Raw genomic sequence first — 13,624 nt, forward strand, 5'->3', positions numbered from 1 at the left:
TAAACGGAAGGTGAGTATTGCATATGCTTAATAAAGTGCTGAATACAAAATGAAATTCGAAACTTCGCCATGAAGGACATTGGAGAATTGCTGAATGCAGGGTTGCAGATAGCAAAGAGCCCCGCTTGCGCGAGGCTCCATTCTGATGTGGTTGTAGTCCAGCTTACTGCGGCAGCTGAGCGCCAGCCTGCTTAACGGCATCGGCCATGGTCTGGCAGAGCTTTTCCTCCGAGATGTTCTGCGCTTTTGCGCTCGTGGCAATATCCTGCTCCATACCCATCGCGGAAACCTTGCCCTGCTTGCCGGTTGCTTCGGCAGCTTCGGCCTTGGACGTGTCGGCTGGGGCTGGGATAAGCGCGATCATTTTCGTCTGGATTTCGATGGCGCCGCCATCGGTATAACCCTTTTCCTGGCAGTACTGGAGAACGCCAAGCTGATTGCGGGCGGCATTATAGGCCATTTCCATCTGCTCCGGCGTTGCCTGAGCGAAAGCCGTGGCAAGGTTTGCGCCGAGGAAAAGACCGGCCAAAGAAACACGTAACAGATTGCGCATGATAATTCATCTCCATGAGTCAAATACACGTTGTGATAGAGCGAAATTTTTCGGCGAAGGAAACTCAAGAAAAATTAAATAGTGAAATGAAAAATAAAGAAAAATAATTCCTCGCTGAAGGCGTGAGCGTCATGAATATTTCATGGGGGCGTCATACGCCAGTCATTCCGCAGGTTGCATAAGATTTGCGATCAAACGGAAAGCACCGGGGACAAGTTGGTCGAGCTGGTGGTGCAATACAAGACTCGTATGCGTATGACGGCCTTTGCCAATTCGGGCCGAAACAAGTGAGCCATAAAGCGGTTGTTCTCCATCATCATGCATTGAAAGCAGCGGCTGATAAGCATCGTCCCATGCGGAAGCGAAATAAAGCCCGCGCTCCTTGTGCCAGCCATCCCAATCCGCTTCAGTGATGACATTGGGGCCGACGAGCAGTGGGTGTTCAGGCTTAAGAACTGTAACCGCCGCATCGGGATTTGTAACGCGCCAGCGCAACGAGGGGGAGCCAATCGTCAGTTTTCGCGGCGGCGTTTGGTCGGGATGCCAACCATCGGATGGCCGATGATAGAGCGTCACGAGATGCCCGCCATCTTCTACGAAGCGGTGCAGCCTGGCTGTCGCTGCTGCGAGGTCGTCGCGTATGCCGAAGGCAAATATTCCGACCACGATTGTGGTGAATTGTGAAAGATCGCCCGCAAGATGGTGCGCTTCGAGGTCGGTCATGTCGAAACCCATGCGTTTCAACCAAAGGTCGACATTGTCGGCACCGCCGCCAATGTAGCCAATGCGTGCATTGGGCAGTTTCACATCAAGAACCAGCACCGGCAGCACTGCAGGCTCGCGCCACACGGTTCTGCCAATATGCGGATAGTCGGTAAACTGCATCTGCCAGGCGGGGTTTTCGTTGATCGCAGCTTGGAGGTTTGTCAGGCCCGGTTTCGGAGCGGAAGGCCCATGCAGCACGGCGCTCTGACCGTTCAGGCTTATATTCCAGCCGTTTTGCGATGTGAAAGCAATCCGGTCAGCCTTTCCGTCGACAGCAAGCCTGACCCGCAAATGTTCTTCCCCTCCGGATACAATGACGGCAGGCGGATCGAACTTCAGTGAAGCGGGGGGAACAATAGCGAATGGCTCTTCGAGATCGAAGCCGCACTCCGCCAGATGGTCGTCAAACTGCGCCCTTAGCCGGACAAAAGCTTGCCCGTTACCGCCCAGCGACCGCCATGCAGGCTCGAAAAGCGGGGAAGGTGGCGCGTCTTCCATGAGCGAAACGGTGAAAATCTTTCGTTCCGAGGTTTGCTGCTTGCAGGCGATAGAACAGGTTTCAGGCAGGACAGGTTCAGCCATTATTGCGATTTCTGCCGCTCCGGGACCATGCTCGATGACGAGCCTTGTCTCATCCCCCGACGCCAATATCGGTTTTTCCAGATAAGCACGCTCGAATAGCGAAGCCGCTTCCATCAGGGCAGCATCTATTTCCTGCCGCTTGCGCTCCAGCCTGTGGCCATGCAGCAGGAGAAAACCGTCAGGTGCGCTGGTCAGGACTGTTTTCAGACTTTTCGCCGCATCGGCAAGGTTTTTGATGATGGCTTCACGATCCGGAAACGCTGCAATGGCCTGTTCGACGGATTCATGAACATGAACAAGCTGCTTCCGATTTTCAAATGCCAGCCCATCGGCGAGAACGGCGAGGGTCTCCTGTAGTCCCTCAAGAATTGTCTTTTCCGAACGGCTATCCGGCAGTCTCAGATGCAGTGGCCATTCGACCTTTGGCTTTTCCGGCCATTGACCCATGCCTTGAGTGGCGTGGCAGGCACGCGACCACTCCCCAATGCGGTCAAAATCCGCGCCCGTTGCCTCTTCCCGGCCACTGGCATAAAGCGTCAATGTTGCGTCCGGCGGCGGAAGTTCGTCATCATATGTATCGCCACCGCCTGACCATGCAGGAAGATAGAATTTCGCTACCTGCCACGGCGTCAGCCCCTCAGCAAAATGTTCAGGAAAGGCATCGGGATCGGCGGCGAGCCGTATAGCCCGTTCGGCGGCCCGGGTCATGGCGCGATGGTGACCGTGCTGGCCGGGAACATCGAGAAAGGTAGGCAGCACGATATCCGGGCGCTCGGCGCGATAGGCGCGAACCAGCCGCTCGATGGTCTGCTCCTCTCCCCAATGGGCAAAGGTACCGTCACCATCCTTGGAAAAGCCGAAATCGTGGACGCAATCGTCAGGCCCGTGGCCAAGCCAATGCACGTCGCAATCGAGAATGCGCGCCGCTTCCTCAATCTCGCGGCCGCGGATGACGCCGAGCGCACCGCCGCGTTCAGGGCCGAGCGCGTTCTGTCCGCCTTCGCCCCGCGTCGAACAGGCGATCACCACCCGCACACCAAGTCCGAACCGCAAATAGGCCATGAGGCCGCTTTGCTCGTCGTCCGGATGCGCGCCCGTATGCATCAGCGTCACGGTGGAGCGGAGCCTGCCGAGCGCCCGATGCAGGCGGACGAGGGCGGGGGACGATTTCTGGCGCTCAATGCGCTGGTGGGCGGTCAGCATGATCAGACTTCCGAATTGGTATCGAGTTTCGGCGTCATGGCCTCGAACATCGGAAGGGACGCGGCACCCAGAGCAGCGGTAAACTGTCCCGTCTGTCCGCGAATGACGCGCGGCAATGCGCGGGCGCGGCGGCTCGCGACCGAAATCGGCAGGCCGCCCATATGCCAGATCAGGTCGTCGATAATCGCATCGGGCAACATGCCGCCCAATATGATCGTCTCGGGATCGAGGATATTTTCGATCATGGCGATCATTGGCGCCAGATGGTCGGCAGCCTCCTGCACCCAGCCCATCAGAACCGGATTGCGGGCTTCGTGCAGTTTCTGGAGTGCGTCGAAATCGGTTTCCCCGATGCCCGACGCATGAAGCTTTTCACGCAGGGCATGAAGCGAGGCATAGGTTTCAAGACAGCCCTTCTGGCCGCAGGCGCAGCCACGCCCATTGGGCGTAATGACGATATGGCCGATTTCGCCGGCATTGCCGAAAGCACCGCGAAATGGTGCACCTTCCTGGATCATGCCGAGCCCGATACCGGCCCCGAAATAGATCATGGCGAAGTTGGAAATGGCATGCCCCGCACCGAACAGGCGTTCGCCAACGGCGGCGGCATTGGCATCGTTTTCGACCAGGACGGATTCTCCGCAGGCTTCACTCAAAACCGCCGCCGCGTCGATTCCGGACCAGCCGGGCAGGGTGGTCGGTCCAACCGAACTCATGCCTTCAATGTCGAAAGGCCCCGGCATCACCACGCCTATGCCGAGGAGGCGCGCCGGAAACGAAGTCTTTACTGCATCGACTTCCTTTCGCAACTGCGCGGAAAGCTTGTCGGGGCTGACATCATGGATCGGGCGTACATGCTGCGTTCTTGGCTTGCCGGAAAGATCGAGGGCAGTCGTTACCATATGCGTCGATCCCATTTCGACGCCGATGGTCATCGCGCCTTCAGGATTGACCGCGAACTGGATCGGCGGCTGGCCGCGCCCTGTTTTCAGCCGCCCGAGCTGCATCAACAGGTTCTCTGAAACCAGTTCGTCGACGATATTGGCGATGGCCTGTGCGGTGAGGTGGGTCAGGCGGGCGATGTGCATACGGCCAAGCGGCCCATGCCGGCGCACGACGTCAAGCACCACGCGCCGGTTATGATCGCGGATTCGTTCGGGATTCTTGCCGAGGGTAACCGCAAGCGCCCCGTTTGCAGCGGTCGCAGATGCGGTGACCGGTTCGCCGTCCGATTTCGATGTCATGGTCCCTCCTGTCTCCCGTCAGAGAGATATCGCGGGCTGTTTCTAACAGCAATATATTAATTCAACTAAATTATCTTATTGACAAAACGCTCGCAACATTGAACCGTAAGAGAGGGTGGTGAAGACTGCTCTTGTTCATGTGGGGAAGTGGGTCCCTGCGTGAGGAAAATGGGCGCTGCGCACGACCTGCGCGGCATGTGGTGGAATAAGCGGATGATGCCAGGCATCTCCGTGGCCGTGCCTGGGACCGCATTCGTACCGGTGGGCGGGGCAATAGGGAGGTTTAAATGCGCAAGCTGTTATTGGCAGGTCTGGTTGCGGGGCTCAGCACCGTTGCAATCAATGCCGCACAGGCTGTCGAAATCGAATATTGGCAGTATGTCTTTGAGACACGCGTCAAGGCGATGGACAAGCTGATCGAGAATTTCGAAAAGGCCAATCCGGATATCAAGGTCAAGCAGGTCACGTTCCCTTACGACGATTATCAGACGCGCGTTATCGCAGCCAAGATGGCCGGTAAGAGCCCGGACGTGATGCAGCTCTTCTATGGCTGGCTCGACAAGTTCGTGGCTGGCGGCATTCTGCAGCCGCTGCCGCAGGATGCGTTCCCGCATGACAAGATCGAAAGCGAATTCTTCCCGATCGTTTCGGCGATGAAGCGCGGCGACGAATATTACGGTCTGCCGACCGCCGTGCGTTCGCTGGCGCTTTTCTACAACAAGAAGCTCTTCACCGAAGCTGGTCTCGATCCGAACAATCCGCCCAAGACGCTGGATGAAATGGTCGAAGCCGCCAAGAAGACGACGAAGCGCGACGCTTCCGGCAATCTTCTGGCCGAAGGCATCACGCTCGACATGCCGGGACAGGACCAGCATTGGTGGCGTGAGGTTCTGGTGCGCCAGTTCGGCGGTCAGCCTTACACCGACAACGACCGTAAGGTCGCCTATAATGACGCTGCCGGTGAAAAGGCGCTTGCCTTCTATACCGGTCTCCAGACCGAACATAAGGTCGGCGAAGTCAAGTTCATGGACGAAGGGCAGGCGGCTTTCCGTGCCGGCATGGCAGCCATGACCATCGACGGCACCTTCCGTCTCGGTTCGTTCCGCACCATCAAGGACTTCGAATGGGGTGTGACCGAGCTTCCGGCCAATGCGGAAGGCGTGCGCTCCAACTATGCCAGCTACTTCGCCAACGGCATCAGCGCCAAGGCAAGCGGTGAGAAACTCGAAGCTGCCAAGAAGTTCCTGAATTACATCTCCTCGCCGGAAGCCATGGAAATCTGGCTGAAGGACGTGGGTGAACTGCCTGCGCGCCGTTCGGCGGCCCTGACGGAAACGAACCTTGCCGATCCGATCTACGGTCCGTTCCTGAAAGGTCTGGAATATGCGCACACGACCATGTTCGTGGACGAACTGAAGCAGCGCCAGACTGCGGTCGACATGGCCAACCGCGTCATTCTGGAAAAGCAGCCGGTCAAGGAATCTCTCGAACAGGCCGCCAAGACCGAGCAGGAAGTGCTCGACGCAGCCAAGTAACAGGCTTTGAAATTGCGGCGAGGTACGGCCTCGCCGCAACCGAAGGATCTTGAAACATGACAACGACTGTAGCCGGGACGACTGCAACAGGCGGCACGGCGAAGGAGCCTTCGGGCAACCGCCTGACGGATCGCCTTTCCATGCGCACAAGACGGTTGATCTGGGTCTGGAGCTTTCTGGCTCTCCCGATCCTGTTCTATTCGGTCATCCGCTTTTACCCGACGATAGAGGCTTTCTGGCTGTCGCTTACCGATTGGGATCTGATGAACCCGCCAAAGTTCATCGGCTTCGCCAATTACCAGAAGCTTTTTGCCGATCCCGAATTCTGGAAAGTGTTCCGGAACACCTTCACCTATCTTCTGGTCGGCACACCGATCAGCCTCGTGGTGGCGTTTACGATCGCTTATTTTCTGGATCGTGTGCGCATCATGCACGGCTTTATCCGTGCTCTCTATTTCCTGCCTTATCTCACAACGGCGGCTGCCATGGCATGGGTCTGGCGCTGGTTCTACCAGCCTGCGCCTATCGGTTTCATCAATAATATCCTGAATGCACTGGGCCTTCCGCAGCAGGGTTTCCTGCGCTCGGTCGATCAGGGTCTCTATGCGATCATGGCGACGTCCATCTGGGCCGGCCTCGGTTTCCAGATCATCATCTTCATGGCGGGCCTGCGCGCTGTTCCTAACACTTTCTATGAAGCCGCACGCATCGACGGCCTCGGCGAATGGGCGATCCTGCGCAAGATCACGATCCCGCTTTTGAAGCCCACTACGGTATTCCTCGTCGTCTTCTCGTCCATCGGCTTCCTGCGCATCTTCGATCAGGTCTACAACATGACCACGAATGATCCAGGCGGGCCGCTCGGCTCCACCAAGCCGCTGGTGCTGATGATCTATCAGACCGCCTTCTCCTCCTATGCGATGGGCTATGCGGCTGCGCAAACCGTCGTTCTCTTCACCATCCTGCTTTGCGTCTCGCTGTTGCAGCTCTGGATCCTGAGGGAAAAGAAATGACAGCGTCCGCTCAAAACAAACCGCTCCCGTTCCAGAACCTGCGGCCCGGTCGCATCGTGACATGGACATTGCTGCTTATCGGCGGCCTCATCATGATCACGCCGCTGGCCTTCATGTTCTCCACCTCGCTCAAGACGGCAGGGCAGGTCTACGACCTGCGCCTGATACCGGCAGAGCCGACATTGCAGAACTATGTCACCATTCTCGCCGATGGCCGCTTCCTCCGCTGGTTCCTGAATTCGATGATCGTTGCAGTCGTGGTCACGCTGTCGAACGTGTTCTTCGACAGTCTCGTCGGCTATACGCTGGCGAAATTCCAGTTCCGCGGACGCTATTTCATCTTCCTCGCCATTTTGTCCACGCTGATGATCCCCACCGAAATGCTGGTGATCCCCTGGTATCTCATGTCGAGCAAGCTCGGCTGGCTGGACAGCTACTGGGGCATCATGTTCCCCGGCATGATGACGGCCTTCGGCACCTTCCTTATGAAGCAGTTCTTTGAAGGCGTTCCCAACGACTTTCTGGAAGCTGCCCGCGTCGATGGTCTCAACGAATTCCAGATATGGTGGAAAGTGGCCATGCCGCTTGTGACGCCTGCGCTCTCGGCGCTCGCAATCTTCACCTTCCTCGGCAACTGGACCGCATTCTTCTGGCCGCTGATCGTTGCCACCAGTCCGGAGCTTTACACGCTGCCGGTCGGGCTTTCGAGCTTCGCCGTCGAGCAGTCCATCCAATGGGAAATGATCATGACCGGCGCAGCCATCGCCACGCTTCCCACGCTCGTCGTCTTTCTTCTTCTCCAGCGTTACATCGTGCGCGGTGTCATGCTTGCTGGCCTCAAGGGTTGAACATGTCCGATCTTGATCCACGGCTGTCCGATAAAAGCGTCTTTCCCGATCCGGTTTACAAGAAAACCGTGCTTCGCCCGCTTTTTGACGGCGCCAAGACCCACCATGTCGATGGCTTTCGCCGCATCGACCGCGCCCATCTCGTCATGCTGGTTGAAACCGGCATTCTCGACCGCGAACAGGCTGCAGCCATTGCCGGTGCGCTGGAAGCAATCGACAGGGAAATCGATCCTGCGAAACTGACTTATACCGGTGAGGTGGAGGACTTTTTCTTCCTCATCGAGAAGGAGCTGAAAGCGCGGATCGGCGCCGATATTGCAGGCCGCCTTCACACGGCGCGTTCGCGCAACGATATCGACCATACGCTGTTCAAGCTCGGCCTGAAAGCCCGTATCGATACGTTGATGGCGCAGGCGCGCAACCTGCTGGATGCAATGATTGAAGCCGCGGAACGCGAAAAGCAGACACTGATCGTCGCCTATACGCACGGCCAGCCTGCGCAGCCATCGACTTTCGGCCATTATCTTTCGGCGGCAATCGAGGTTCTCATTCGCGATATGGAACGAATGGAAGCTGCGCGCGCCATCGTCAACATGTCGCCCATGGGGGCGGCGGCCATCACCACCTCAGGCTTCCCGATCGATCGCGCACAGGTCGCTGGCCTGCTGGGCTTTGCCGCCCCCTTGTCCAATTCCTATAGCTGCATCGCAGCGGTGGATTACATCACCTCGACCTACTCGGCGCTGGAACTGATGTTCGTCCATCTCGGGCGTCTCATTCAGGACTTCCAGTTCTGGACCAGTTTCGAGGTCGGCCAGATTTATGTGCCGAATGCCTTCGTGCAGATTTCATCGATCATGCCGCAGAAACGCAATCCGGTTCCGGTGGAACATATGCGCCATCTGGCAAGCCAGACCATGGGCCGCGCCCGCACTGTTCTGGATGTGATGCACAACACGCCCTTCACAGACATGAACGACAGTGAAGGCGAAACGCAGCAGATGGGCTATGAGGCATTCGCTTCCGCAGGCCGCGTGCTCGAACTTCTGGCCGCTTTCATCGGTGCGATCCGCATCGATCCGGCCCGTGTCGCGGAAAACATCCGCCGTTCCTGCATCACGATCACCGAACTGGCGGACTCACTGGTCCGTATCGAAAACCTCTCTTTCCGCCAGGCGCATGAAATCGCGGCCAAGGTTGCTCGCTCTGTCGTGTCGATGGGCGGCGGGCTGGAAAAGGATGGTTTCGAACCTTTCCTTGAAGCATTCCGCGAATCCGCCGGACGCGAGCCATCCTTCGGGCGTGAGAAGTTTGAAGAACTGGTGTCGCCGCAGCATTTCGTGGCTGTGCGTGATCGTCTCGGCGGTCCGGCACCGGCCGCGATGAATGCAGCGCTTGCGCGGCATAAGGCGGAAGCAGATCGCTTCAAGGCGGTGGCTTACGATCATGCAGCCGCAGAGGCCAAGGCTGCTCGCGAACTCAATGAAAAATTCAGTGCACTTGTGGAGGCACGCTGATGGCAACCATCGAACTTGAAAAGCTGGTCAAGCGTTATGGCAAGGTCGAGGCGGTCCGGGCAATCGATCTCCAGATCAAGGACGGCGAATTCGTCGTTTTTGTCGGGCCTTCAGGCTGTGGCAAGTCCACCACCTTGCGCATGATTGCAGGGCTTGAGGATATTTCTGGCGGTCATCTCAAGATCGGCGGTGAAGTCGTCAATGAACGTGACCCCAAACAACGCAACATCGCCATGGTGTTCCAGAACTATGCGATCTATCCGCATATGACCGTGCGCCAGAACATCGGTTTCGGGCTCTACACGTCGAAGCTGTCTAAAGCCGAGAAGGACAAGCGCATTGAGGAAACCGGCAAGGCGCTGGGGCTGGAACCCTATCTCGACCGTCGCCCGGCAGCGTTGTCCGGTGGCCAGCGCCAGCGCGTCGCCATCGGCCGCGCCATGGTGCGCAATCCGTCGGCCTTCCTGTTCGATGAGCCGCTGTCGAATCTCGATGCCCAGCTTCGCGCCCAAATGCGCATTGAAATCAAGCGCTTGCATCAGCGCCTCAAGACGACGACCGTTTATGTGACCCACGATCAGGTCGAGGCCATGACCATGGCCGACCGCATCGTCGTCATGCGGGATGGCCGTATTCTTCAGACCGGCACACCGACAGAGCTTTATGAAAACCCGACCGATGTGTTTACGGCACGCTTCATCGGCAGCCCGTCGATGAACCTGATTGCCGGCCGCCGAAGCGGTGCGGGCGTCGAACTTGCACCCGATGGCGACATTCTGATCGGCGTTCGCCCGCACGACCTCAAAGTCGAGGAGGGAACGGCCAATGGCCTGTCGCTTACCGGTACGGTGACGGCGGTTGAGCCGCTTGGTGCGGAAACGCTCGTGCATCTCGATGTCAACGGCGTTTCGGTCATTGCAACGGCGCCGGGCAAGGTCATTCCCGCAACGGGCGGCACGCTTTCCGTGTCTGCGCCAGCCGGAAGCCTTTATCTCTTCGATGCCAGGACCGAGAAGAGCCTGGGCCGCCTATGATGCCGCAACAGTTCAGGCGTCCGGCTGTCCTCAGCATCGGACGGATTTATTGCGACCTCATCTTCACCGGGCTGCAATCGCTGCCGCAGCCGGGACGCGAGGTCTTTGCAGAAAACATGAAGATGGCGGCGGGAGGCGGTGCTTTCATTTCCGCGGCGCATCTCGCCCATGCGGGAAGGGCGGTTGCGCTGGTTGCGCGGCTTGGCTTCGACGGACTGTCACGCGGGCTTGAGCCGGATCTGAAGATCGACGGTGTCGATCTGCGCTTTCTGGAGCGGGCCGACGATGCCGGGCCGCAGGTGACGGTGGCAAGCGTGATCGGCAATGACCGCGCATTTCTGTCGCGCCGCGCCGGTTCGGCGCTTCCCACAACCCTTTCTGCTGCCTTGCAATGGAAGGATGCAGGGCATTTGCATATTGCTGAATTTGCAACGCTGCACGAAATCCCTGACCTCGTGCGGCAGGCAAAGGCGGCGGGTCTGTCCGTCTCGCTCGACCCAAGTTGGGACGATGCGCGGATCCATGATCCAAGCCTGCTTGCCGCCTGTGAAGGCGTCGATATCTTCCTGCCAAACCGCGAGGAAGCGCAGGCCATCACCGGCTACGATGACCCCGCAAAGGCGCTCGATGCGCTGGCGGTCCATTTCCCGGTCGTCGCTCTCAAGGGGGGCGGCGAGGGCGCGTGGCTGCGCACTGCTGATTCCAATATTCATATGGCGGCAAAGGATGTGCCGGTTGTCGATACGACCGGGGCCGGCGATGCCTTCAATGCCGGTTTCATCGATTCCTGGCTCGAAGGTCACGATGTTCATCGTGCACTCGCTGCCGGTATCGAATATGGAAGCCTTGCAGTGCAGGCGGCGGGCGGCGCTTCCATCCTGCGTTCGCCTGACCGTCTGGCGGGATAAAATTCGGGGCGGCGGCTGAATGCTTGCCGCCCCCGACAATTTGTTTTCCTGCTTCGTTCAGCAATCATCAACACCGGGTGCCGACTTAGCCGACGCTTGGCTTGATGCGGTGTTTTTCGGGTGGCTGTCCTGCGTCTGACTGGTCCCTTGGCGGGAGGACGGAGGTGCTTGTAGAAAAATACAAGAAAGAAGCCAGATGCTGATTTTTGCACTTGCGCTCGTCGCGCGAATTGCCTAAACGGCTCTCACAACGACTGGCCAGACACTTGGCGAAGCAGTCGGGCGATTAGCTCAGTTGGTAGAGCGCTTCGTTTACACCGAAGATGTCGGGAGTTCGAGTCTCTCATCGCCCACCACTTACCCCCTTGAAATTGCTTGTAAATTTTGACTGAATAGATTGCGCGGTTGTTCGCGTTTTTCGCCTAGCAACAGCCTAGCAACAGCATTGCTGTAGCTACGGCAAACCCCTTGCGTGACGGCATGAGCATTCTTCCTCAAAACTCCCTAAAGTTCCCGCGGCATCATTCAATGAAATTTGGAATGATATCGGATATGCGCTCGAATATTGACACATGACGTCCTGGAAAATCCCGGTTCGCCCTAGTTGCCACGAATCAATGGATGAAGCGTCTTGGAGAACCGACCCTACGTTCGGGTCAGCATTTCGGGGAGCAACCTAAGCTGGTTTTCGAGTGCTGAAGGACCCGAGACCTGTCGAATGACAGCACAATGAAGAGTTCGTGATTTTCACGCGAAGCGAAGCAGAGGTACGGAGAGGGGCGGGAATGTTTGATATCCCGTCGTGCCGCGTGCCTCATGCGCCTGCTGCCCTTAGTGCTACAACTCGTGACGGGCTCCAAGCGCAGATTTCAAATCTCAGCGCTGAAAAAAACTCGGACGAAGCCAGAACAGCGGCGCATTACGCACTGGCAATCGCTGAGGAAGGATATTGGGGCGGTGAGTTGAGAAGTTTCGCCAACAGCTATCTTGCCTATGATAGCCTGCAGAAGGGTTTACCGCAGCAGGCGCTGTATTATCTCGACGGTGCCACTGACCGGTATAATTTATGCCGTCAGATAAGGGCTTTGCGCGGAGCGACCTTGGAAGCTCTCGGTGAAAAGGAGCGCGCTTTGCGAGAGTTCCAGGCTTCCAGGCGGACATATGGTTGCTCATCCACGGAAAGCGGCTTCTCATACGACGACGCCGATATCGATAATAGGATTGAAACGCTGGCAACAGAAACAGAAGCCCCAAGGCCCCTGTGAGTTCAACCCGTTGCGCTTCACCACGGCGACCGCCCTTGGTGAGCGAAGTGACCGGGCCCGCGAAGGGTGCCGGAACAATTGGTGCCGTTCATGAGTTGTCCTCCCTAGCAATCAGATGCCGTGACTGGCATCGCCAGCCGAGAGCGCAGGAGGGCAAATTGGGTGGATTCTTGTTTTGGATCGTCTTGATCGGACTGCCAGCACTTCTCGCAGGCGGGTTCGCCTATGCGCACTATCTCAAGCGTACCGGGGGAACGACCCGCCATGAAGATGGCGCCTGAGGGAAGCGAGACAATCGATGGCACCCCGTGCAAATTGGAAAGGCCAACTGAAGATCGAGCAGCTTTTGTGCCCTGTCGCACTCTACACGGCAGCATCGACTTCAGAGCGCGTTTCGTTTCATCTGATCAATCGCAAGACCGGAAACCGGCTCAGCCGGGAGTTCGTGGACAGCGACACGGGCAAGCCTGTGTCGCGCGATAACCAGGTCAAGGGTTACGAGGTTTCGTCCGGCTCCTATTTGAGTTTCGACGAAGAGGAAATCGCCTCGGCCATTCCCGAAAGCAACAAGACACTCAATGTCACCCGTTTCGTCAAATGCGACGAGATCGACGATGTCTATCTTGACCGGCCATATTATCTCGCACCTGCGGGAGATGACGAAAGTTTCACGCTCGTGCGTGAGGGCATGAAAGCTGAAAAGGTGGCGGCGATTGCAGAGGCTGTCCTTTTTCGCCGTGCGCGACAGGTTCTCATCCGTCCCGACAATCAGGGCTTGATCGCCACTACGCTCAATTTCCAGTACGAGGTGCGCGCCGCGGCGGAGGCATTCGCCGATCTTGGCTCCTTCAAGTTCGATCGGGAAATGCTCGATCTGGCGAAACACATCATCGATACCAAGATGGGCAGCTTTGACCCGGCCAGCTTCGACGACCGTTACGATGCCGCCCTGGCAGATTTGATCAAGGCAAAGATTGAAGGCAAGCCGCTCAGGAAACCGGCTGCGCCGAAGACCGCAGACGTTATCGATCTGAAGGAGGCCCTTCGCAGGAGCGCGGGCCTCGACGGGGGCGGGCGAACGTCAGCCAAAGCAAAAAAAGGCAAGCCGAAGTCGCGAACTGAATCTGGCGTGAAGTCTCGCAAGAGGGCAGGGTGAT

At 57.7% G+C, this 13,624-nt stretch carries 12 protein-coding genes and 1 tRNA gene; 10 read left to right on the forward strand and 3 right to left on the reverse strand.

Annotated elements, in window-relative coordinates:
• Nucleotides 1-163 precede the first annotated feature (163 nt).
• The 3 genes from OINT_RS04195 to OINT_RS04205 all read right to left on the reverse strand — a co-directional run bounded on the left by OINT_RS04195 (nucleotide 164) and on the right by OINT_RS04205 (nucleotide 4,347).
• Nucleotides 164-553, reverse strand: coding sequence for a pore-forming ESAT-6 family protein (locus OINT_RS04195; protein WP_006466527.1), 390 nt, complete (start codon nucleotides 551-553; stop codon nucleotides 164-166).
• A gap of 162 nt (nucleotides 554-715) precedes the next feature.
• Nucleotides 716-3,103 carry a PIG-L family deacetylase gene (locus OINT_RS04200; RefSeq protein WP_006466528.1) on the reverse strand — a complete coding sequence of 796 codons (2,388 nt, stop codon included), beginning with the start codon at nucleotides 3,101-3,103 and terminating at the stop codon, nucleotides 716-718.
• Nucleotides 3,104-3,105: 2 nt separating this feature from the next.
• The gene (locus tag OINT_RS04205) at nucleotides 3,106-4,347 is read right to left on the reverse strand and encodes an ROK family protein (RefSeq protein ID WP_006466529.1); all 1,242 of its coding nucleotides are present in this window, start codon (nucleotides 4,345-4,347) and stop codon (nucleotides 3,106-3,108) included.
• Between the two features lie 287 nt (nucleotides 4,348-4,634).
• Here OINT_RS04205 and OINT_RS04210 point away from each other — a divergent pair, with 287 nt between their 5' ends.
• The 10 genes from OINT_RS04210 (at nucleotide 4,635) to ku (ending at nucleotide 13,623) form a co-directional block, all read left to right on the forward strand.
• On the forward strand, nucleotides 4,635-5,882 hold the full coding sequence (locus OINT_RS04210; protein WP_006466530.1) for an extracellular solute-binding protein: 1,248 nt from the start codon (nucleotides 4,635-4,637) through the stop codon (nucleotides 5,880-5,882).
• A 140-nt stretch (nucleotides 5,883-6,022) separates the two neighbouring features.
• Entirely contained in the window at nucleotides 6,023-6,895 is an 873-nt protein-coding gene (locus tag OINT_RS04215) for a carbohydrate ABC transporter permease (RefSeq protein WP_036565766.1), read from the forward strand.
• Nucleotides 6,892-7,743, forward strand: coding sequence for a carbohydrate ABC transporter permease (locus OINT_RS04220; RefSeq protein WP_006472820.1), 852 nt, complete (start codon nucleotides 6,892-6,894; stop codon nucleotides 7,741-7,743). The genes OINT_RS04215 and OINT_RS04220 overlap by 4 nt, the downstream gene beginning before the upstream one ends.
• 2 nt (nucleotides 7,744-7,745) lie before the next feature.
• The gene (gene argH, locus OINT_RS04225; protein WP_006472821.1) at nucleotides 7,746-9,260 is read left to right on the forward strand and encodes an argininosuccinate lyase; all 1,515 of its coding nucleotides are present in this window, start codon (nucleotides 7,746-7,748) and stop codon (nucleotides 9,258-9,260) included.
• Entirely contained in the window at nucleotides 9,260-10,294 is a 1,035-nt protein-coding gene (locus OINT_RS04230; protein WP_006466534.1) for an ABC transporter ATP-binding protein, read from the forward strand. The genes argH and OINT_RS04230 overlap by 1 nt, the downstream gene beginning before the upstream one ends.
• Entirely contained in the window at nucleotides 10,291-11,202 is a 912-nt protein-coding gene (locus OINT_RS04235; protein WP_006466535.1) for a carbohydrate kinase family protein, read from the forward strand. Before OINT_RS04230 ends, OINT_RS04235 begins: the two co-directional genes overlap by 4 nt.
• 280 nt (nucleotides 11,203-11,482) lie before the next feature.
• Nucleotides 11,483-11,558 (forward strand) — tRNA-Val (locus OINT_RS04240).
• Between the two features lie 429 nt (nucleotides 11,559-11,987).
• Nucleotides 11,988-12,467: a hypothetical protein gene (locus OINT_RS04245; RefSeq protein WP_022567420.1), complete on the forward strand. Its 480-nt coding sequence runs from the start codon at nucleotides 11,988-11,990 to the stop codon at nucleotides 12,465-12,467.
• A 158-nt stretch (nucleotides 12,468-12,625) separates the two neighbouring features.
• On the forward strand, nucleotides 12,626-12,748 hold the full coding sequence (locus OINT_RS24275; protein WP_021584956.1) for a hypothetical protein: 123 nt from the start codon (nucleotides 12,626-12,628) through the stop codon (nucleotides 12,746-12,748).
• A 17-nt stretch (nucleotides 12,749-12,765) separates the two neighbouring features.
• The gene (gene ku, locus OINT_RS04250) at nucleotides 12,766-13,623 is read left to right on the forward strand and encodes a non-homologous end joining protein Ku (protein WP_006466536.1); all 858 of its coding nucleotides are present in this window, start codon (nucleotides 12,766-12,768) and stop codon (nucleotides 13,621-13,623) included.
• Nucleotide 13,624: the final 1 nt, after the last annotated feature.

Origin of the sequence: Brucella intermedia LMG 3301, assembly GCF_000182645.1 — a bacterium.
Classification (GTDB): Bacteria; Pseudomonadota; Alphaproteobacteria; order Rhizobiales; family Rhizobiaceae; genus Brucella; species Brucella intermedia.